Source organism: Arcicella sp. GW822-FHT02H01 (assembly GCF_058802005.1).
In genome coordinates, this window is the sequence record NZ_JBXANT010000001.1 from 4574143 (window position 1) to 4597575 (window position 23433).

Annotated in this window: 10 protein-coding genes; 2 read left to right on the plus strand and 8 right to left on the minus strand. The window is 33.2% G+C overall.

Going from position 1 to position 23433, the window contains the following annotated elements; genetic code table 11:
- Positions 1–4: 4 nt before the first annotated feature.
- Together AC1RNE_RS19110 and AC1RNE_RS19115 are read left to right on the plus strand one after the other, a co-directional pair.
- The gene (locus tag AC1RNE_RS19110) at positions 5–763 is read left to right on the plus strand and encodes a hypothetical protein (protein WP_492803161.1); all 759 of its coding nucleotides are present in this window, start codon (positions 5–7) and stop codon (positions 761–763) included.
- Complete coding sequence (locus AC1RNE_RS19115; protein ID WP_492803163.1) at positions 760–2616, plus strand: Eco57I restriction-modification methylase domain-containing protein; 1857 nt, start codon at positions 760–762, stop codon at positions 2614–2616. Before AC1RNE_RS19110 ends, AC1RNE_RS19115 begins: the two co-directional genes overlap by 4 nt.
- Positions 2617–3291: 675 nt before the next feature.
- On the opposite strand, the gene AC1RNE_RS19120 is transcribed toward AC1RNE_RS19115, so the two are convergent.
- The 8 genes from AC1RNE_RS19120 to AC1RNE_RS19155 all read right to left on the minus strand — a co-directional run bounded on the left by AC1RNE_RS19120 (position 3292) and on the right by AC1RNE_RS19155 (position 23011).
- On the minus strand, positions 3292–3894 hold the full coding sequence (locus AC1RNE_RS19120; RefSeq protein ID WP_492803164.1) for a hypothetical protein: 603 nt from the start codon (positions 3892–3894) through the stop codon (positions 3292–3294).
- 106 nt (positions 3895–4000) lie between these two features.
- Positions 4001–4399 carry a Fic family protein gene (locus AC1RNE_RS19125; protein WP_492803166.1) on the minus strand — a complete coding sequence of 133 codons (399 nt, stop codon included), beginning with the start codon at positions 4397–4399 and terminating at the stop codon, positions 4001–4003.
- 18 nt (positions 4400–4417) lie between these two features.
- On the minus strand, positions 4418–4780 hold the full coding sequence (locus AC1RNE_RS19130) for a hypothetical protein (protein ID WP_492803167.1): 363 nt from the start codon (positions 4778–4780) through the stop codon (positions 4418–4420).
- 25 nt (positions 4781–4805) lie between these two features.
- Entirely contained in the window at positions 4806–6125 is a 1320-nt protein-coding gene (locus AC1RNE_RS19135) for a phage integrase SAM-like domain-containing protein (RefSeq protein WP_492803169.1), read from the minus strand.
- A 650-nt stretch (positions 6126–6775) separates the two neighbouring features.
- Positions 6776–15127, minus strand: coding sequence for a BACON domain-containing protein (locus AC1RNE_RS19140; RefSeq protein ID WP_492803170.1), 8352 nt, complete (start codon positions 15125–15127; stop codon positions 6776–6778).
- Between the two features lie 406 nt (positions 15128–15533).
- On the minus strand, positions 15534–16043 hold the full coding sequence (locus tag AC1RNE_RS19145) for a hypothetical protein (protein ID WP_492803171.1): 510 nt from the start codon (positions 16041–16043) through the stop codon (positions 15534–15536).
- Between the two features lie 5 nt (positions 16044–16048).
- Positions 16049–19636: a DUF6443 domain-containing protein gene (locus AC1RNE_RS19150; RefSeq protein WP_492803173.1), complete on the minus strand. Its 3588-nt coding sequence runs from the start codon at positions 19634–19636 to the stop codon at positions 16049–16051.
- Positions 19637–19651: 15 nt separating this feature from the next.
- Positions 19652–23011, minus strand: coding sequence for a hypothetical protein (locus AC1RNE_RS19155; RefSeq protein WP_492803175.1), 3360 nt, complete (start codon positions 23009–23011; stop codon positions 19652–19654).
- Between the last annotated feature and the right edge of the window lie 422 nt (positions 23012–23433).

Sequence of the window (23433 nt, forward strand, 5' to 3'; positions counted from 1 at the left end):
TAATATGGCAGTAAAATCTAAATATATGAGCTTTCGAAATACAAGAGCTCAAGAAATGAGGCAAATGGCTGATTTGTTAGAAAAAAAACTTGGAGATGTAGTTACACACCCGATACATAATGCTATAGCAGACCTCGTTAATGCTGAAAAAATACCTTTGTTGAAAAATGGAGATGCAAAGGAAAATATATGGGGATATGACATTGAGAATTTTATTTTGCCACTTGATACCTTGAAACATGTTATACCAAATGATATCAAAAAAGGTGAGATTGTTTTAAATATGAAATTAAGAGGTAATATTGATGATTGGGATTCTTTTAATGATCCATTTGTAGAGTTAGCTTTTAAAGTGTTAATAAAAGGTATAGGTAAAGATAGAGTCTATCATTTTGGTTTTCATATTGATAAGCATACTGGGGGCACTCCTGTGGAACCTCATCCTCTATATCATTTACAATATGATTTCAATCCAACAGGTACAGTAATACCTAATTTAGGAGATTTATTCTATGTTGACACACCAAGGATAATGCATAAACCCATAGATTTTATTCTAGGGATAGGTTTTCTAACTTCAAATTTCTATCCAATTGGATTTCAAGTACTATGCGAACAAAGAGAATTTGTTAAGTTAAATACAGCATATCAGCAATCTGTTTGGCGTCCTTATTTTCATACTTTAGCTAGTCAATGGCAACCTTTTAATGGGAGTAATATTATTTGGAATCCCATTACTCAAATTTGCCCAATATTTATATGAGAAATATATTTGGATATTTACAGACTTATTCATTAATTCCATTAGAAGTGGATAAGCTTATTGTATCTGCTTTTATAAAATTTAATGAGTTGAGCGTTATAAATAATAAGTTATTACAAGATTATTTGATTTTAGAAAATCAAGAAAATACTTGGGAAAGTTTATTAGATTTTATTAAGGTTATTCAGAGAGAAATTGAACAATTTGATATTGAAAAACTCATAGAGATATTTGAGTTCGTTATTTCACCCTCTGACAGAATAGTAAATGGAGCAATATATACACCTTCAGATATTAGAGAATATATTATTTCTCAAGCTTTCAGTAGAGAAAGTAATAAACTTGAAAATGCTAAAATAGCAGATATAGCTTGTGGGTGTTCTGGTTTTTTATATACAGCTGCTAGAGAATTAAGAAGAAGAACAGACAATAATTATCAATATATCTTTCAAAATCAAATTTTTGGTTTAGATATACAGGAATATTCAATTACTCGTAGTAAACTTTTATTGAGTTTATTAGCATTGGCCGAAGGTGAAGACATAGAAGAATTTCATTTTAATTTATATCTAGGAGATGCATTAATTTTTAAATGGGAAGAATATTACGAGGGTTTTGAAGGATTCCAAATTATAATTGGAAATCCACCCTATGTGTGTGCGAGAAATCTAGAAGATAGCGTAAAGGAAAATTTACAGAATTGGTCTGTATGTAATTCTGGTAATCCTGATTTATACATACCATTTTTTCAAATAGGCTATGAAAATCTTTCAAAAAATGGGATTTTAGCATTTATTACAATGAATACTTTCTTTAAAAGCTTAAATGGAAGAGCATTAAGAAAATATTTTGAAGATAATACAGCTACCATAAGAATCATCGATTTTGGCACACTACAGATATTTAAATCAAAGAGTACTTATACCTGTATATGTTTTTTAGAAAAAACAAAACAAGATTATATTGAGTATTACAAATCACTTAAAAAAGAACTACCTACTAATAAATATCAATTTGATAAAATTTATTATAGAAATCTTGATGCTAATAAAGGTTGGAATCTAAATAAAAACGAAATTATATCAAGGATAGAATCTATAGGAAAAAGTTTTGGAGAACTCTACAAAACTAGACATGGTATTGCCACATTAAGGAATGACCTTTATATATTTAAGCCGGTATCTGAGGATAATGATTTTTATTACCTTCAAAATGGTAGTTTATATCCCATAGAAAAAGGTATTTGTAAAGATATTTTAAATTCAAATAAGTTAAGCAGGAGGATTGAATTTAATGAAGTTGTAGAAAAAGTTTTGTTTCCATATAATGATGAAATAAAACCTAAGGCTCTTCAAGAGGAACATTTAAAAGAAGCATTTCCCTATGCTTATAAATATTTGAATAAGAAAAAAGATGAATTAGCCAAGCGAGATAAAGGGAAAGGTAATTATGAGAAATGGTTTGCTTTTGGAAGAACACAATCGTTGGAGAAAGTAGGTAATAAATTGTTTTTCCCGAAGTTCTCAAACCAGATACCGAATTATTTGATTAGTAATGATGATAATCTGTTATTTTACAATGGACAAGCAATTGTAGGTCACTCAGAAGAAGAAATGTCTCTAATAAGGAAAATTATGAAATCTCGCTTATTTTGGTTTTATATTAAAACAACTAGCAAACCATATTCATCAGATTATTACTCATTGAATGGCATATATATAAAGAATTTTGGCATTCCAAATTTTGTGAAAAGTGATGTTGATTTTATTTTGAATGAATCAAATCAGAACACAATTGATATTTTTTTAGAGGATTATTATAATGTTAATCTAAATGAACTAATATTAGATTAATACAAAAATCTTTCCTGAAAAGCTCTATTATAAATACTCACAAGTACATTTTTAGAATTTAATATAAGCTGTATAGTTATAAAAAGTAAAATCTTTCATTAATGTATGGCTTTTCTTGAAATTTTTTATTCGATATTTATTTATAATAAAATTCATTCAGAATGATAAGTGGATTTTTGATGATTTACTTGAAAAATATAATTTTAATGTACTTATTACTGTTCATTTATAATTATTTTAGAGACTGGTTAACAATTTAACACACTATCATCGAGACTATTCATTAAACTGTGAAAAGTAAAAATAAAATTTTTTATTAAATTTCTATCTGACACAGTTTAATGATTAGTCTCTTGTATTTTAATAAGATCAATAAAATAATAGCCACTTTTAAAGTGGCTATCATAATGATTTTACTACATAGTTAAAGCTTACTAATTAGTCAACTTTTTTATCTCAATACTTTAATTTCCTAAGAAATAACATTTAAACCCTCATAACTTAGAAAAAAATCATCGGTGGAAAGCACTGGTATATTTTCAAGAAGAGCTTGTGAGATTATTAATAAATCAAAAGGGTCTCCATGAGGTTTTGCTTTTGATATAAATACTTTTGGCACTTTGGGAATGTTAAAATAGAACTCCTCTTTTGAACCCAAAAGCTTAATTGTAAATTCTAATCCCCCAACTTTATAATTTTGCAACTCCCAGATTCAACTTGTGTATTAAAATCCCAAACATAAGTTTTTGCCATATTTTCAACATGTACTTTATATGTTCCAGCTTGGACTTTCCAAATATTTGTATCTGTAATCCCAGCACAACTGCTCGGGTTGCTAGTATTTCTAGTATTAATATAGAAGTATTGATATATTCCATTTCCAGAAATTGTACAAAAGAATGAAGGAGATAAAACGCTACCAAAATCACCTTCTCTGTATAGACCAAGTCGACCAGAAACATTTGTAATATTTACCTTTTCTGTTATGCTACTAGATTTACTACCATTAAATGCTTTTAAGGTTACTGAATAAGTGCCATTTTTTGAATAAGTATGATACTTTGTATCTGGTGAATTTCCAATTGGAGTATTTGGTGTGTTATCCCCCCAACTTATCTCTGCATTTTGTGACATTGTAGATCTATTACTAACCTCAATAACTCCTTCATCAGGAAGCTTTGTTGCAATATCAAAAGAAGGAATTGGCTCCAAATCAGATTTACAAGCTGAGAGAAATAGAATTGATAAATAGATTAGTGTAAAAAGTAGTTTTTTCATTTGTGTATTACGAATTTAAGTTTTACTATAAAATTACTATGTGTCAATATTATTATTAAAACCAAGAAGAGTATTTTTATTAAAATAGGGTATTTATACCTGTTATTTACAGTAAACTTTTTGGCAACATCAACAAATAAGGCATTGCATTTTTGTAGTCTAATTCGAGATATTCCAAACCCAATGTTCTAATATTTTGATAATATGTAGCGAGTTGTAGGAAATAATTTTTTTCTGATTGGATATACCATGTTTTTTCACCTAAAAAATGAGCTAAAAACCATTTTTCAAGTAATCGGGCAGTTCGTCCATTGCCATCATTCCAAGGATGGATTTTTACAAAAACTAAGTGTATCATACTTGCAAAATAAAAGGCTTCTTCTATAGATAAGGGTTTAGCTAAAAGTGTTTGGAGGTCTTGGTAAAATTTATCCATTTCAACCTCAAGTATAAAAGGCGAAGTTGCTACATATTCAATTTTACTATCTGGCGTAGTTACATACATATATTGTGTGCGCAGTTTTCATTGGTACTGTTTCGAAATAATATGTTTACTAAGAAGTTTATGTGCTTTCACAATATTTTGGCGATTTAAAGTATTCTTTTTGGCAAAAGAATAGGCATCGTACAAATCATCAATCTTTTGGGTATACTCAGGCAAAAATTCAATACCAAATCTTTTGTATTTGATATATGAATCAAGTTCAATTTCTTCTCCTTCAATCTTACTAGAATATACTGAAGCAACAGCTGTATAAAAGCAGAAATTATCTGTCGAGAGTTCGGCATCATATAAATCAATAAAAGCAGATTTTGTCTGAGCTTTCCAGCTCAGACAAAATTCTGATAACAAAAAGGAAGGGATTATTTTTAATTGATAGTCCATGTTAAGGTGTTTTAGTATAATAAATTTACAGTCCCATATTTGAAAATATACCACTTATATTGGTAATTTTTAAGTTTTCTAAATCTTGAGCTTCTAGGAATGCCCTGTATTTCTTACTTTTCTGAATTTCAATTACAACCCTTCTTTCATCAGCTTTTCCATACTTACTTAAATATCTAAGGTTTTTAATTCCTAGTAAAACCATAACACCGTCTGTACTCCAACCTTTGTCATTCAATAACCAATCGACTAGGGTTTTTCTACCAGCTTTAATACTAATTTTTTGGACAAGCATTTCAGGAAATTCTAATTCTGCTGCGATAAGTTTAAGATGATCATTCATTGTTGCATTTGATTTTATAGGTAAGTTGGCCCATCCATCGTACTTATTTAGAATTTCTTCTACCTCGGCAAAATACGGTACTTTAGCTACTACTTTTGTTTTAATTCTGGATTTGTAAATCCACATTTTTCCATCTATACCTAATTTGTAGTGCTTTTCTTTTACCTTTTCATCTTTAGCAGTCTTTATAATTTCAATTAAATCAGCATAGTGAAAGCCCGTCTTACAAAAAATGATAAATAAATCTGCTACTTCTTGTTTAGCTTGTGTTCTAAATTTGTGATTTTTAAGTTGTTGAAACTGAAATTCGGAAAGGTAAATAAAATCATCAGCCTCTGGTTCAATAAATGTTATGTCAGCAATAGGATTAATGTGGCAGCCATCTACATTATTTGCCCCCCAAGTTGCAATTTGTTTGACTACTTGACATCTCTTGTGCACAGTTAGCGGAGCATATTTTTCATGGGTTTCCATCCAAAACCTAAACGACTTTAAGTAAGTAGGAGTAAATTCTGAAATTGTTAATTTAGGAGCTTTCTTATATAGGAAAAAATTAAGTAAACTATCCCTTACATTTCTATATTTTGTTAAAGAACCCAAACTTAATTTTTTTCCGTACAATTCAGGGTCTTTTACAAATTTTTGCCAAGCATCTGCTACCTCGATAAAACTCGGTTCTGCTATAATTTTTTCTTCAGGAAGAGGTTTCCCGAAATCCAAAATTGTTTGTTTTAATTTCTTAACATCAAAAGGTTCATTTTTTCTTTTTAACAAATTGTAAGCAAAGTGGATGTCCGATTCAATTTGGGAAAGCGTTTCATTTTTTAAACTTGCTAAAGGGTCATCATTTTTAATCCTTTTATTTAAAGTATCCCAATTATCTGAAAGAATCTTAATGTTTGTTGAACCAAGCTCGATTCTTTCTCCATTGTAACTGATTTTGGTGTAAATTTTTGAGTAGGACGGATTGCTACAACTGTGACGCATAAATAGAATTTCCATACGGTGTCCTAGGATTTTTTTTTCATGTGGTAGATATTAAATTAAGTGTTGAACATTTAATCTAAAAAAATCCACTTGTTGCTAAAAAGTTATTTGTTTAATGCCGAAAAGTGCCACCAGACGTTTTACAAGTGCCACCACTTTTGCCACCAGAATAATTTTGGCTGAGATATATTTCTTTTGAATTGTAGGAGCTTAAGACAGGGAAAAGGCTTTAAAATGCCCAAAAACAAAAAATCCTACCTTTTTTGAGGTAGGATTATGCTCATAATCAGACAAATATGTGACCTTGTAGAGAGTGAGGGTCTTTGTTAAATCGATTTGATACAACGCTTTCAAGTTGGATGGAATTTAACTTTATCGCTTTTATTATCATGGCAATTAAGAAAATAAAAAAGTCAAGATGACTTCGAAATTAAAAGAGGTAGAAGTTATTAAGGAATTTAGTAAAATTCAATAAGTATAAATCTTTTTCTAAAAGCAGGTTGAATTCATTTCGACCTGCTTTTGTGTTTTAAAGGGATTCAATGGGATACATGAATACGCAATGACTTTTGGGAGTGTTTATTAAATTGTGTCAGGTTTTTTTAGCTAACTAAAAGCCCTGACATAGTTCATTGGGCACTCCTGAAATAAATGCTATTTTAAATTTATTTATTAGTCTTAAATACCTTAAACTCTTCTTGTTTAGTGAATGTTGTCAGTCTTAAAAAATAAATACCAATATTTTCATCTCTAATATCTAGTGTTTCTTTATTTCTCCCTTTTGAAGATTTTATAATCGATTCTTTTATTAGCTTACCTTGTATATCATATAAAGAAATAGTTACATTTTGATCTGTATCAAGATAATACTCAATTGTAATATTTTCCTCAGCAGGATTCGGATATATTAAAGTTTGAATTTTATCACTGCTTTCTTTCGTAGTTAATTTTATTTGATTGGTTCCAGTAGTCGTTGTACTGTTAGAAAAAGGCATTGGTAATAGAGTTACTTCTCGTCCTCTCCCTTGTGTAACAGAGACTGTTAGTGTAATACCGCCCCCGCTAACAGTTACTGTTCCACTCCTACTTGATTCACCAGTATTTTCAGTTACAGAAATCCAAAAACTACCATTATTGCTACTACCACTCGAACTTAAAGTAAGCCAAGAAGGATTGCTTGTATTCAATGTCCAAGCTATGGTAGAGCTAACATTTATTTGTAAGCTACTAGCAACCGAAGTAGGTTCCCAAATATTCTGAGATATTGTTAATGTAGGGTTTCCTGCTTGTGTAACCGTAATAATTCTTGTAAGTCCACTTGAATTAACCACATTAAAATTAACTGTACGAGAAGGAGTACCAGTATTCGCAGTGGCCGTTACAATAAAATTATCATCTTCATTTCCAGTTGTTTTATTGAAACTAATCCATGTTGCTTCATAAGGATTAGTAACTGTCCAAGTTGTATTGGAAGTAACACTAAATGTTTGACTTGCTGCTGCTTGGCTAATATTCCACGATTCTGGAGATACCGTTAAGGTGGTTGTCTTATCTTGATTTACGGTGATTGTTCTTGTAATCCCTCCACCAGTAACAGTTATTGTACCAGTACGAGCATAAGTATTAAAGTTACTAGCAGTACTAATAGTAAAGCTACCATTATTAGTACCTGAGGATGAATTAACAGTTAACCAAGAATCATTTGAACTGACATTCCAACTTAGATTTGAAGTAACATTGATAAGTTGACTATTAGCAAGTACGCCAGTATTCCAAGTAGGAGGTGAAACTGTTAATAAAGGAGTGGCACCTTGTGTTACGCTGATTGTTAAGGTTATCCCTCCTCCTGTTATAGTAATAATTCCAGAACGACTGATATAGTCAGGGTTCGCAGTAGCATTCATAGTAAAGCTACCATTGTTACTACCCGATGTTGGCGTTGTTGTTAGCCATGATTGATTACTGCTAATATTCCAATTGATATTAGATGTTACTAAAACTGTTTGACTACCACCAGTATAACCTGTTGACCAAGAGTTTAAGTTAACAGAGAGTACTGGTGGTGCAGCTTGCGTTACAGTAACGGTTTGACTAGGTACTCCATTTCCAGAGACAGTTATTGTTGCTGATCTTGCGATTCCAGTATTAGCAGTAGCATTAATGGTAAATGAGCCATTATTACTACCTGAGCTAGCTGTAGCTGTAAGCCAACTAGCACTACTACTCACATTCCAACTTATATTTGAAGTTACAGTGATGAGTTGACTACTGGTACTTGAAGAAGTATTCCAAGTAGGGGGAGAGACTATTAATGTAGGGTTTCCTGCTTGTGTAACCGTAATAATTCTTGTAAGTCCACTTGAATTAACCACATTAAAATTAACTGTACGAGAAGGAGTACCAGTATTCGCAGTGGCCGTTACAATAAAATTATCATCTTCATTTCCAGTTGTTTTATTGAAACTAATCCATGTTGCTTCATAAGGATTAGTAACTGTCCAAGTTGTATTGGAAGTAACACTAATTGTTTGACTTGCTGCTGCTTGGCTAATATTCCAAGATTCTGGAGACACAGTTAAGGTAGTTGTTTTATCTTGATTTACGGTGATTGTTCTTGTAATCCCTCCACCAGTAACAGTTATTGTACCAGTACGAGCATAAGTATTAAAGTTACTAGCAGTACTAATAGTAAAGCTACCATCATTAATACCTGAGGATGAATTAACAGTTAACCAAGCATTATTTGAACTGACATTCCAACTTAGATTTGAAGTAACATTGATAAGTTGACTATTAGCAAGTACGCCAGTATTCCAAGTAGGAGGTGAGACTGTTAATAAAGGAGTGGCTGCTTGTGTTACGGTAATTGTTCGAGTTATCCCACCTCCTGATATAGTAATAGTTCCATAACGCTGACTATATTCAGTGTTTGCAGCAGCATTCATGGTAAAGCTACCATTGTTACTACCAGATGTTAGCGTTGTTGTTAGCCATGCTTGATTACTGGTAATATCCCAATTGATATTAGATGTTACTAAAACTGTTTGACTACCACCAGTATAACCTGTTGACCAAGAGTTTAAGTTAACAGAAAGTATTGGTTGTGCAGCTTGGGTTATAGTTACAGTTCGACTAGTTACTCCATTACCAGACACGGTTATAATACCTTGTCTTTCTTCGCCAGTATTAGCAGTGGTATTAATGGTAAAAGAACCATCATTATTACCCGAAGTAGCAGTAGCAGTAAGCCAAGCGACATTGCTTGCCACATTCCAACTAGTATTTGATGTTACAGTGATGAGTTGACTACTAGCACTTGAGCTAGGAGACCAAGTAGTAGGAGATATTCCTAATATAGGGTTTGCAGCTTGGGTAATAGGAATAATTTGACTTACTCCATCAGCATTAGTAACAGTAATATTGGCAGTTCTTATTGTTGTTGCAGTATTAGCAGTGACAGTAGCAGTAAAAGAACCATTCCCAGACCCCGAAGGAGTGTTGATAGTAATCCATGATACAGGGTTGGTTACGGTCCAAGTGGGAGTTGTTGTAACAGTAAATATTTGACTTACCGTATTATAACTTGGAGACCAAGTACTTGGAGTTACGGTTATAGGAGATGGTGGTGCAGCTTGGTTTACAGTTACAGTTTGACTAGCTACTCCACTCCCCGAAACAGTTATAGTTGCTGATCTTGCGACACCAGTATTAGCTGTTGCATTAATGGTAAATGTACCATTATTACTACCCGAGCTAGTAGTAGCGGTAAGCCAAGTTGCACTGCTTGCCACATTCCAACTAGTATTTGATGTTACAGTGATGAGTTGACTACTAGCACTTGAGCTAGGAGACCAAGTAGTAGGAGATATTCCTAATATAGGGTTTGCAGCTTGGGTAATAGGAATAATTTGACTTACTCCATCAGCATTAGTAACGGAAATATTAGCAGTTCTACTAGTTGTTGCAGTGTTAGCAGTAACAGTTGCAGTGAATGAACCATTACCAGATCCTGAAGGAGTATTGATAGTAATCCATGATACAGGGTTAGTTACATTCCAAGTAGCAGTTGTTGTAACAGTAAATATTTGACTTGCCGTATTATAACTTGGAGACCAAGTACTTGGCGTTACGGTTATAGGAGATGGTGGTGCAGCTTGGTTTATAGTTACCGTTTGACTAGATACTCCATTCCCTGAGACAGTTATTGTTGCAGATCTTGCGATTCCAGTATTAGCTGTTGCATTAATGGTAAATGTACCATTATTACTACCCGAGCTAGTAGTAGCAGTAAGCCAACTAGCACTACTACTCACATTCCAATTGATATTTGAAGTTACAGTAATAAGCTGACTATTAGCACTTGAAGAAGTATTCCAAGTAGGGGGAGATACTGTTAATGTTGGAGTTGGGTTTTGTGTAATAGGAATAATTTGACTTACTCCATCAGCATTAGTAACGGTAATATTGGCAGTTCTACTAGTTGTTGCAGTGTTAGCAGTAACAGTAGCAGTGAAAGAACCATTACCAGAACCCGAAGGAGTATTGATGGTAATCCACGATGCAGGGTTAGTTACATTCCAAGTAGCAGTTGTCGTAACAGTAAATATTTGACTTGCCGTATTATAACTTGGAGACCAAGTACTTGGAGTTACGGTTATAGGAGATGGTGGTGCAGCTTGGGTTATAGTTACCGTTTGACTAGATACTCCATTCCCAGAGACAGTAATTGTTGCAGATCTTGCGACTCCCGTATTAGCAGTGGTATTAATGGTAAAAGAACCATTATTACTACCCGAGCTAGTAGTAGCAGTAAGCCAACTAGCACTACTAGTCACATTCCAATTGATATTTGATGTTACAGTGATAAGTTGGCTATTAGCACTTGAGCTAGGACCCCAAGTATTTGGTGACACTGTTAATGTTGGAGTTGGGTCTTGTGTAATAGAAATAATTTGGCTTATTCCTCCACCATTAGTAACGGAAATATTGGCAGTTCTACTAGTTGTTGCAGTGTTAGCAGTAACAGTAGCAGTGAAAGAACCATTACCAGACCCCGAAGGAGTATTGATGGTAATCCACGATGCAGGGTTAGTGACATTCCAAGTAGCAGTTGTTGTAACAGTAAATGCTTGATTTGCCGTATTATAACTTGGAGACCAAGAGTTTGGCGTTACAGTCATTGGAGGCGCCGTTTGGTTTACAGTAACTGTTTGACTTACTACTCCATTTGCAGAGACGGTTATAATACCTTGTCTTGCTCCTCCCGTATTAGCAGTAGCATTAATGTTGAAAGATCCATTATTACTACCCGAGCTAGCTGTTGTAGTAAGCCAAGCGACGTTGCTTGATACATTCCAATTAGGAACATTTGAAGTAACAGTAATGGGTTGGTTGCTAGCTCCCGAAGAAGTATTCCAAGTATTCGGCGATAAACTTATAGTAGAAGCAGTTATCGTACATACATTACTTAATTGCAACCCTGCATAGTTCCCAGTACCAATAGCACCTCCATGCCATAGCGTTGTTATATCTCCATCTAAGGCTTGTCCATCTCCAATAACAGTTCCTGTTAATTTGGTTGAACCATTATAAAACTCTAATTCAAGTAATTCTCCATAACCATTTGGGCTAGCCTCAAAGCGGACATACTGATAAGGAGTAGTATTACTTAGTGGATATTCTTGCCAAGTAGTTGATGCATTACTAGTAAAAGTGTAAATATCTGTCCATGTGCTATTGTTATTAGAGCCTCTAATTTTAGCACCTACCAGACGATCCACACAGCAATTTCTAAATAACAATCTTACTTTATTGACAATACAAGGTGCAGCATTTACATAAATTGCTTGGTTTACAGTTATCGTTTGAGTAATTCCACCTGCTGTTACAGTTATGACAGCATTCCTAGTATCTCCAATATTAGCTGCAGTTGTTAGAATAAGTGTTCCATTATTACTTCCTGTTCCTGGACTTACAGTTAACCAACTTGCATTACTAGTTGCTGTCCAAGCTACATTAGAGCTGACACCAACATTTAAAGTATTAATAGCATCTGAAGGAGACCAACTATTTTGTGATAAACTTAGCGTAGGAGATGTTATCGTACATGCATTAGTTAATTGTAACCCTGCATAGTTTCCAGTACCAATAGCACCTCCATGCCATAAAGTTGTTATATCCCCATCCAATGCTTGTCCATCTCCAATAACAGTCCCTGTTAATTTGGTTGAACCATTATAAAATTCTAATTCAAGTAATTCTCCATACCCATTTGGACTAGCTTCAAAACGTACATACTGATAAGCGGTACTATTGTTTAAAATAAACTCTTGCCAGCTAGATGTTGCATTACTAGTAAAAGTGTAAATATCTGTCCATGTGCTATTGTTATTAGAGCCTCTAATTTTAGCACCTACCAGACGATCCACACAGCAATTTCTAAATAATAATCTTACTTTATTAACAATACAAGGTCCAGTAATTGTAGAGACTGCTTGATTTACAGTTATAGTTTGAGTAATCCCACCCCCTGTTACAGTTATGATAGCAGACCTACTATAGCCTGTATTAGCCGTTGTCGTTAAGGTAAGAGTTCCGTTATTACTGCCTGTTCCTGGACTCACGGTTAACCAACTTGCACTACTAGTTGCTTTCCAAGCCACATTAGAGCTGACACTAACATTTAAAGTATTACTAGCATCTGAAGGTGACCAACTATTTTGAGATAAACTTAGAATAGGAATTATCGTACATGCATAACTCAGTTGTAACCCAGCATAGTTTCCAGTACCAACAGCACTTCCATGCCATAATGTTGTTATATTACCATCCAATGCTTGTCCATCTCCAATAACAGTACCTGTTAATTTGGTTGAACCATTATAAAATTCTAGTTCGAGTAATTCTCCGTACCCATTAGCACTAGCCACAAAACGTACATATTGATAAGTTGTAGTATTACTAAAGGCAAACTCTTGCCAGCTAGATGTTGCATTACTAGTAATGGTGTAAAGATCCGTCCATGTACTGTTGTTATTAGAACCTTGGATTTTAGCTCCTACCAGACGGTCTACACAACAGTTTCTAAATAATAATCTTACTTTGTTAACAACACAAGGAACACCATTTAAAGGAGGTTCTTGATTTACGGTAACAGTCTTTGTTAAACCATTTCCAGATACAGTAATTACTCCAGTTCTAGTTGCACCAGTATTAGCTGTAGTATTAATTGTAAAGCTACTATTATTTACTCCTGAGCTGACTGCTGCTGTTAGCCAACTTGCATTACTAGATACGGTCCAGTTAATATTCGAGCTTACTGTAACTATTTGACTACTTGCAACACCTTCTGGTGCCCAAGTACTTGGTGATACTGTTAAACTATTTGCATCTTCTATGACGAAATATACTCTTGCTTGGTTAGTAACAGCAGTAAAATCTGGATACACTTGTTCCCCATCTGAAATCACTTTAGACCAAATTAGTACACCATTTGAATACAATTTAGCTGTTTTGCCCTGTACACCATTTGGCATATCTATTCTATATGGAAATGGTACAGCATTTATTGGCAGTAGCATGTCATTTGTGCCTTGAGGATAGACAACACTACCAGGTTGTCCAGCTCCACTTTGAATAAACCACGCATTTCCATTAAAAGGAGGACTTCCTCCATCTAAACTTGACTTTGGTCCAGAGACTTGAGTTGGTATATATGATCTATACAAAAACCGATTTTGAGGAATAGCAGTACTCCAACAGTAGTTTTGCGGAGTATCACCACAGGCTGGGCTACCATCTTGTACAATTGTAATGTTTTGTCCATTTACTACAATAGTAGCTATCCGAGCCGTAGTGCTAGGATTGGGAGATAGATTTACTACAAAACTCCCATTGCCTGTACCACTACCATTAGTAATAGTAATCCATGAGGTTGTATTTGTTACTGTCCAATTTGTGTTTGAACTTACTGTAAATGTCTGGTTAATTGCCGAATAATTTGGTGACCAAGTAGTTGGTGATACGTTTAGTGTAGCACTTCCTACTTGTGTAACTGTAATAGTTTGCGTTGTACCACAAGCAGAAACCGTAATTGTTCCAGTTCTTGTTTCAGCAGTACTGTTAGCACTTGCATTAATAGTAAAGCTCCCATTGTTAGTACCTGAACCGTTTGTTACAGTAAGCCAAGAACTTGCGTTTGAAGTAGCTGTCCAAGTTCCAGTTACCCCCGTCACTGCTACTAATTGGCTTGCTCCTGTAGTGATAGGCGCCCATATACTTCTATCTAAGGCTAATAGACAACTACTTACACAGTATTTATACGTTGGCCCCGCTGTTTTATCAAGGCATGTTGCTGTAACATCGATTAAACTTTTGCCATTTTCAATACCTGAAAAAGAGTTAGCATCACTAGAACTAAATGCATAAATCTGATACGTTAAATCACTATTTTGTGCCGTAAAACTTGCTGTAGCACCATTACTGACAATCTTTTGACTATTTTTTTCTACCAAAACATACTTTGTAGTAGTATTACTAGGCAAGTTGGTAAATGTAGTACTCCATGTTGTAGTAGAACAAGCAGGCTTTACCTCAAGTCTTTGACTGACAGATGGTGTATAAGCTAATGTTGAAAAAACACTTCCGATTGTTATCGTAGGTACTTGTCCAACAGTAGGATAAATTAATAACTGCCCTGTATAACTGCCAGAAACAACATTATTAAAGGTATAGTTATCTGTACTGGTACTACCAGAGCTGTACTTAATTTTACCATCAGCCTCATTAACTAATAGGAAAAGATACGTTGAGCCCGCTGGTGCTGAAGTTACCTTTAAATTAATAGGTTGACCAACATCAATGCTTAATTGTCCAATGGCTTGTACCACTGAAAATAACATTAATAATAGGGGTAGATACAAATTTTTGTTGATAATACTTTTGGAGAAAGTTTTGCCCCAAAAACCATCGCTTTGTATATTCTCGTTTGATAAAATGTAGGGTATAGATTTTTTCATTGCTATATTTTTTATGATACTGATGTTAGCATTGTTAGTGTTTTGTAAAATAGAACAAATGATAGTTAAAGGCATGATGATATTTATATTAAATACCTTTAACTATCATTTATTGATAAAGAGCCTCTAGTGCTTAATATCGTGAATTGCCATTAACAGAGTTAATTAAATCAAAAATAATTTTAACGAATTCCAAAACTATAATAATCTTCAAAATAGTCCTTAGACTGAAATAGTAACACTCTATTTACTCTAGGAAACTTTGAGAAATAAATAAAACTCTTGCTCATATCCACATTCTAGTGAGATGCTCTTTTATTTTGAGGTCTTAGGTGAACTCATAACTAGAGAAAGCCAACATCCTGACCAACTAGTATAAATGAATATGTCATTAATAATCAAATATTTAAGGTTTACATAAAGAATAAATAGAGGTAATGTATTTTCCTATTGCTTGAGTCTTTACTATTACTGATCTTTTCTTATCCATAATTACCCAAACCGATAAGTGATAAATATTATTATTATCATGGAATTCACTTACTTTCATAGATGAAATATCCCATAAAAAATATTTCAAAACATTGTTGACATAGTCGCTAATAATTGTATTATCGACAGGATAATAGCGCTTATACTGATAATAATAAATAAAGCGACCTAGTGAATCTACATTAATATCAATAGAAAAATGTTTTTTATCATTATATGCAAACTTGACCTTCGGAATAAGAGTAGATTTTTGAAAAAAAAGCTTTGTTTGATTACAAAATAGTTCTTCTTTAAACGGGCAGACTTGTGGTTCAAAAGAAAATTCATTCATTTCTACTTCACAATTGCAATTTTGTGAAGTAATTTGCCCTCGTGAAAAATTGAAACTAAAAGATAAAATAATTAATAAACATATTCTTTTCATGTCTGCTATTTTTTAATTTGTACAGGATTTGTAGAATCATTTAATATAATTTGAGATATTTTCTTTTGAATCTGTCCTTGAACTATATGGTTCCAGTAAGCTCCAATAATATAATGTTCAGAATTACTCAAAGGTTCAAGATGCATATTTCCAATAGCTATTGCGGGACTACCAGGAGGTTTGAATCTCCATATAGTAGTAAATCCACTAAATGTATACATATTGAATCTATTTCCAGAAAGTTTACCTAAATGTTCAGCAAAGTCAAAGTCTGTACAACTTTCAGTTTGACCTAAATAACATACTGCAAAAATAAAATTACCCCTATCAGCCACTTTACTCATCATTTTTTGCAACATATCAATGCTAGCATTAGATTTTATGCCTTCATTATGATCTTTTAAATCTGATATAGTGAAAAAATCTTTACTTATATCGTCTGTTCTAAACTTAAAACTTTCTATTTCGGTAGAGTTGTACTTTCTTACCCGTACACCATGGGAACCAAATACTAAATTTTTAATGCTTTTATCTCCAAATGTACTTAATACATCTTTAGCGAGAAATATATTTGAAACTGTAAACATTGCCCAATGAGTATAATTAACTTTTCTGTCAGCTTCTGCATAACCTAAATGACCATGATCGCCATTAATGTCAATAGCTACATTTACCTTACTTCCTCTAAATACTTCGAGAAATTCTCTTGCATCATTACCCGTAAACTCTACTCCTCCATTGATAGAACGTATCTCCATGCCATTAGGATCAGTAAATTTTAATGGATTATTAATAGAATAGCTATAAGGTGAGTGTCTTCTATATTTGTCTGCTAATAAGTCAATAGACATCCATCTTCCTAACTCTGGTTGAAACATTCTAGCTCCAAAGTCAATAATATTTAAATTATAATCATTTTGTCTTTCTTTACCAGTAAAATCAAATTTATTTGTATTACTAGGGTTAGAATTATAGGTTAAATTCTTTAATATAAGTCCCCAAGGATCAGTAACTGTTTCAGTTACTACAGTTGCTAATCCATTTACTTCTTTAAAGCTTAAACGTAAATTACCCAAATGGTCAGTATAATAATATTCGTAATCATATCCATTAGAACTATTAGGAATAACTCTTCCTTCATCTGTAGCTGCTTGAGATAAAGATATTATATTATTTGTTTTTTCAAATACCAAAGCTACCATATAGCTTGTTGTAGCCCCATCTGATGTTGTTTTTTTTTGTTTTGCACCTGCAGCATCATACCAATACATGACCGATTTGCCTGAAGTAAGAGTAATTTTGGTAGGCAAGTTTAAATAAGTATCATATAAAATCTCGCTTATCCCCTTATTTCTGTCAACAATTAGATTTCCATTAACATCGTATTCGTAATCAGTATCAGTAGTATTTAAACCTCTAAAATCTCCTACATCAGGATTTGCCACCCCTTCTAAATCAGATACTTTTTTAAGCTTATTGCTATAGCTATTAAGGTAGGTATAGTCAAGGCCATCAATACGTCCCCAAGTAATCTGTCCACTTTGAGGAGTTTTATCTCCCTTTCTTTGCATGGTCATTATATTCCCATTTTTATCATAACTGATTCCACTAACGCTATAATCCATTGGAGCACAATCCCCATTTTTATATGTAAAAGTAAATTTAGCATCGGTTAATCGGCTAATAGGGTCATAAGTATATATATAAGATTTAGTCAAAGGCGAAACCTTAGATAACCATTGTTGTGAGCTTATATTTCCATCATAATATCGTCCATCTTCATGAGTTGTTAATTGTAGTGCAAAAAGATCATTCTGAGTGGCATCTAATGTATTGCCGCCGTTGATACTTCTTAGTCCCCCCCTGATATTGTGCTCATAATCAATAGTTTGTAATGCATCAATCGTCCCGTTTGTTGTATTAGATTGTGTAGAAGCTATGCCATTGACTGTTAATTGAGCTCCATTCACAGAAGCATTATAACTACCAGGCTTAATTTTCTTTACAATCATTCTTCCTACAGCATCATAGCTATACCGTGCTATTTCCTGAACTGTTATAGAAGCTGTAGCACCAATACCATAACTATATATGGTTTTTCTTCCGATATGGTCATAACTATATTCAGACTTTGTAAATATTGTTTGACTTGGGTTCGATCTACTATATCTACTATGATTTTTTAATATCTCTCCGACAAAAGAATATTGAGTATCATTTAATAGACTTCTATTATCTCCATCTTCAGTGTAATTAGTTTTAACTTGTATTACCCTAGCTTTATTATCATAATACATAACCGTTTTTTTCCATGTATTATCATCCGTTTTTTTTAACCAAGTACCTGTAATGAACCCAGGAGCATTATCTTGCTTATATCTTTGCTCTGAAATATTAGTATTATTTTCAAAAGAGAAATTAGTGTCTCCGTTTGCCCAAGAATAATTATCATAATAATTAACAGTCCGAACATTACTTTCTGTAATTGAGCTAGGGAAAGCAGAGTTCGTGTAACCTAATAAGTTTGTTCCTGTAGACTCTATTTGAGTGGTAACAGCATCAGCTGCCGCTTGTATTGATGACAAGGTACGAGTATCGTTTATTTCACCTGTTAGAATAATTCTATTAAGGGCATCATATTTATTGAAAGACCATTTATTACTGGTTCTTTGTAATTCAGACTGAGTTAGAATTAGTAAGTCTCGTTTATTATACACCATTTGTACCCATCCGCCACCCGGTGTATGTCTTTCTATAATTCTTCCTTGAGAATCATAACGATATCCGTAAGCACCTTCTTTAAAGGCATCTAGACTTTCATCAATAGTAGCCATGCTGTCATAAACTTTAGGAGGAATTACATAAGCTACTTGTCCTAAATCATTGTAAACATAGGCTATCTTGAGAATTTCGCTACCATTATAAATATGTCTTTCTAGAATTCTTCCTTGCCTGTCAGTGAACTCAATTGTCTTACTCCCTTGTTCTGAAATACTTTCTTTTCTATATAGTGTATTTGCATCATAGCTAGTTGAAGTAACAGAATTAGCGTTGAATGTGTATTTTCTAACTTGATTGCTTGTATTACTTCCATAAGTATTGCTGATAAAATGACCAGACCCTGTTCGCCATGCCTGTCCAACTCCATAGCTTTTTAAAGGTGTATTAATTGGAGAGTCTTCAAAAATAACCTCTGAATATGGATTAGCATCATTATAAAAAGTATTGGCAACTGAGCTAGCATTGTTAAGGAATGTACCAAGGTTTGCTGTACTTGGAGCACTCATAACGGTTTGATATGGACGACCAAAAGCATCATAGAGTTGCGTACTAACAATATCATTAGGAATAGTGCCAGTTCCTCCTCCTCGATGTAGAATAGTTTGAGTAGGTCTACCTAATCCATCAAAGTAATTAATTGTTGATTGAATACTGGTATGGTCACCTGAAAGGGATGTCATAGGTATTCTTGGATTATATTCAACAAGAGAGTTTTTATCTGGGCTGACTATTACAGATTGGGCTAATATAACATTAGAAATAATTGTCGCTAAAACAAATATTGCCAATTTTAATAATATAGTTTTTTTCATGGGTTGTAGCGATTATTAGTTTCCAGAGAATTTATAGGAGTAGGATTTAATTATATTACCGTTATTATCTTTGATGAATTGTAACCTACCAAAGGCATCATATTCATAAGTAGTTTTAAGATTATTAACGTCTATTATTTGACTAATTCCAACAAGGGGTTTGTAGTCAAATTGAATAGATTGAGAAAGATTATTTGTTTTGGTTTTTAACAAGTTAATTTTTCCTGCAGTATCATAATACGATAAAGTTGTTACTACTCCATTTTTTTCAGTGTATGTCATTAAATTTCCTTCAGTATCATACGTATTATACGTTACTTGTGTTTGTTCTGGATCCGAGGCTTTTAACTGAGTAATAACTGATTTGGGGATATAAATTTTTCTGTTACCTGTAATAATCCAAGAATCAAAATTAGTGCGTGTTTTACCAATTTGAGTATTTGATAGCTTTACAGTCTGTTCAACTACTGGACTAATAATATTTTTAGTGACCATTTCTGCATAAACTGTATTTGAAGAAAAATCATAAGGATATTTATATTCAGTAGCTAAAATCTCTCCTTTGCTTGTAGTAGTACTTTGTTTGGTTAATTGTGTATAGGCAGTGTTGGTATATTCATAATCTGTTATTACTTCATTAGGATTTAAACCTGCCTGATCGTAGCTTCTTTCGGTAGTTTTTGTTTTATTGACTTGCTCTGTTGATAGTAAAGGGATAGAATAAGCAATTCCACAATAGCCATAAACATTATTACATAATGATAAGAGTAAAGACCCTTCACCACTTCCTGAAGCTGCCAAACACGCGCTATAGGTTTTTAAAATCCCAGCCTTAACTCCAGAAATAGAAGCAATAGGTACAAAGTTGTACTCATTTGTACTTTCTGTTACTTTTGAACCATCTTTTCTAAAAACAGTTTGCGAAGTTAAAAGCCCTCTACGTTGATCTCGTGGATTAGTTGACGGATAAGGAAATATTTTTGACTCAGCTACCCCATCATCAGGGACGTTACTAAAGACAGAAACGGTCTTACCATTATTACCAAGTGGATCAGTCATAGTAGTTACTTTCCCATATCCAATTGCTCCTCCTTGAATTGATCCTAATGAAAATTTACTATTAGAATTCCGAGAAAATATGGTATAAGTGGGATTCGATGCCGCTGCAGATACCCCACACAAAAGCTCATAAGTAGTCTCTATATAATCGGATAAACTGATAGGGTTAAGTACTAAAGGGTCTTCATAAGTAAAGAGTTTTTCTGAAGCCTTTTGTGTAGCATTCTCATACATTGACATTTTTGCAATTCGAACTCCACCAGCATATTTCGTAGTTTTTGGGGTTACATCTTGTGTTTCATAATAAATAGTTCCTGAAACGTGAATATCGTCAATATTATAACTTTCACTAATCGTTGAAATCCTGAAAGTATAATTCCCTATATCTTGAAGGTTAGCATATAAATTATTGGGATTTATGTCAAAACTATTACCAGTTAAATTAGCTTTTTTTATTCCATAGGACCATACAGGAACACCATTAGAATTTAAAATATCAATTCCACAAAGAGGAGTATTATCTCCAATATCACTAAGAAAACTACTAGTAAATTGTCCCTGAAAACTAAATCGAATATACTGCGGTTTAGTAATGGGAACAGTAATTGTTTTAAGAGAAATAAAAGGCAATTCACTTGAACTGGCTGAAAGCGTTTTAGACGCAGGAATATAATTAGGCTCTACAAAAGGATAGGAGTTAGGTTCAAATTCAAATTTGGTAGTTCCTCCTGTTGGGTATTGAATACTTTGTAATATCTGAGCTTGAGATGATACCTTGTCAGCATCGCGATTACTACCTAAAGTGTAAATTGGAGGAAAAAATCCATAACCTACTGTAGATATACCCGCAGGTCTCAAAACATCTTGGGGAAGTACCACATGTAGTTTAGGCAACAATGTAACATTATCGGTTGCTCCGTTATAATAGCCCCAATGATCTTGCGCAAAAGATTTTCGAGATGGTAACCGTAAAGGATTATAGGTAAATACCCAAGGTTCATATAATTGATTATTGACTTTTCGAGATAATTTATCTAATTGTAATCTTTTACGATATTCACTTTTATTTAATGGATTATTCTCTATACCTGCTTGAGCATCGATATATTGATAAGAAAATTCATATTCTTCAGTTGCTATTGTGCTATTTTTAGGCGTAATTTTAATTTGTGATAAGGCATAGTCTCCTAGTAAGTCTTGTCTTGCTGTTGATTCTTTGATAAAATCAATTTTTTCGTTATTGGATTCAATACTACTGAGTTTTAGAATAGTTATGTTCTGATTTTTATCTATAGTCTTCATTGGGGGATCACCCACTATAATTGTATTGAAAGGATAAAGAAATTGATCAATAATCCTAATATAATCACTTTGAGCAAAAGCAACCATATTTTCAATGGTAGAATATGTATAGGTAAAAGAGACTACGTCTCCTTGTGAAGAGGTAATAGTCTTTAGATACCAAGATGAATCAAATGTGTAAAATTCAGGACTTACCGTTAAGTCTGATATTTCAGTGGCATTCGTACCTCCAAACGATAACTTTGTACCATCTTCTAGAATGATTTCCCATGTATGGTTAGCAAAATCAGCCGTAATTTTTAAGTCACTATGTGGAATAGTGAGAATAGTACCATTAGACTTGAATAATAATTTATAAGAACGCCCCATTGCATTAAGCATATAAATATCCTGTTCAAAGTCTGTACGACCTTGTGCCGCAAAAACTAAATCTTGTTGCCAAATGTCGGGGCTAACGCCAGAAAATCCGATATTATCGGGATTAGGATAATGAGTACGGGTTTGAAAAAAACCTGCAACGCTAGTTTCATCAGGTAATCCTCGTACAGTACGAGTAATCACTCCACCCGCATCTAAGCTAAAACCAAGCCCAACCCACGATGCTACTTCACCAACCTTAATTCCTGAAGCATGATAGTTGAGCGTGATAGGAACCGTTATATTTCTACTTTTTAGTTGATGAATAGGGATTGAAATAGAAGGGATGCCATTGTACAAATTCACAGGAAAATCTGCATATTTTCCCAAACTAGCAGCAGTGGGAGAAGGAGGAACTATATTGCCGATAAAAGCATCTGCGGCACTAAGATTCGCTGTTGTACTGCTAGTAACAGCAGTCGCAGATTTTCGAGCATTAGTACTTACAGTATTTGTCTTTTTTTTCCATGCAGCTCTAAGTGCATTTTTGATTGAGTCAATAGAAGATACGGATTTTTGAGCTAATCCATTAAACCCAATTGTTAATAACATTCCTAAGAGGAAGGTTTTTCTAATGGTAGAATAAGTGCTAGACATTGAATTTTTTGTTGGTAAAAAGGACATAGAAAGCTTATTACAAATGTAGGATGATCTCATTTTTTGTTGTAGTAGTTATAATTATAAAATCAAAAGTGGATTTTTTTTGGTTTAAGGTAGCTTTGAATTTTAAAATAGTTGATAATAAACAAATATATTTAAGTGACCTTGAAAAATAAAAAGGACAAATTTTTAGAAGAAATCAATACAAACTGTAAAGATTTAAATTAAGGATATGACAATAGAAAAAGATTTTAAGTGGTTAAATAATTTATTTTGCTAACGCTGTTTGATGTGATTTATAAAGAGTTTTCTCTAAATATAAATACCATAAATAACTATACAAATAAACAAAATAATTTTTAATTTTTAAATATAATTTGTTTAGAATTATGGAAAAAATTCTAAAATAAATTTAGGTA

Excerpts from the sequence above, each read along its gene's own strand:
- AC1RNE_RS19130 (WP_492803167.1), bottom strand. The coding sequence starts at position 4,780 with ATGGACTATCAATTAAAAATAATCCCTTCCTTTTTGTTATCAGAATTT.
- AC1RNE_RS19150 (WP_492803173.1), bottom strand. The coding sequence starts at position 19,636 with ATGAAAAAAACTATATTATTAAAATTGGCAATATTTGTTTTAGCGACA.
- AC1RNE_RS19155 (WP_492803175.1), bottom strand. The coding sequence starts at position 23,011 with ATGTCTAGCACTTATTCTACCATTAGAAAAACCTTCCTCTTAGGAATG.
- AC1RNE_RS19110 (WP_492803161.1), top strand. The coding sequence starts at position 5 with ATGGCAGTAAAATCTAAATATATGAGCTTTCGAAATACAAGAGCTCAA.
- AC1RNE_RS19120 (WP_492803164.1), bottom strand. The coding sequence starts at position 3,894 with ATGAAAAAACTACTTTTTACACTAATCTATTTATCAATTCTATTTCTC.
- AC1RNE_RS19125 (WP_492803166.1), bottom strand. The coding sequence starts at position 4,399 with ATGTATGTAACTACGCCAGATAGTAAAATTGAATATGTAGCAACTTCG.
- AC1RNE_RS19145 (WP_492803171.1), bottom strand. The coding sequence starts at position 16,043 with ATGAAAAGAATATGTTTATTAATTATTTTATCTTTTAGTTTCAATTTT.
- AC1RNE_RS19135 (WP_492803169.1), bottom strand. The coding sequence starts at position 6,125 with ATGGAAATTCTATTTATGCGTCACAGTTGTAGCAATCCGTCCTACTCA.
- AC1RNE_RS19140 (WP_492803170.1), bottom strand. The coding sequence starts at position 15,127 with ATGAAAAAATCTATACCCTACATTTTATCAAACGAGAATATACAAAGC.
- AC1RNE_RS19115 (WP_492803163.1), top strand. The coding sequence starts at position 760 with ATGAGAAATATATTTGGATATTTACAGACTTATTCATTAATTCCATTA.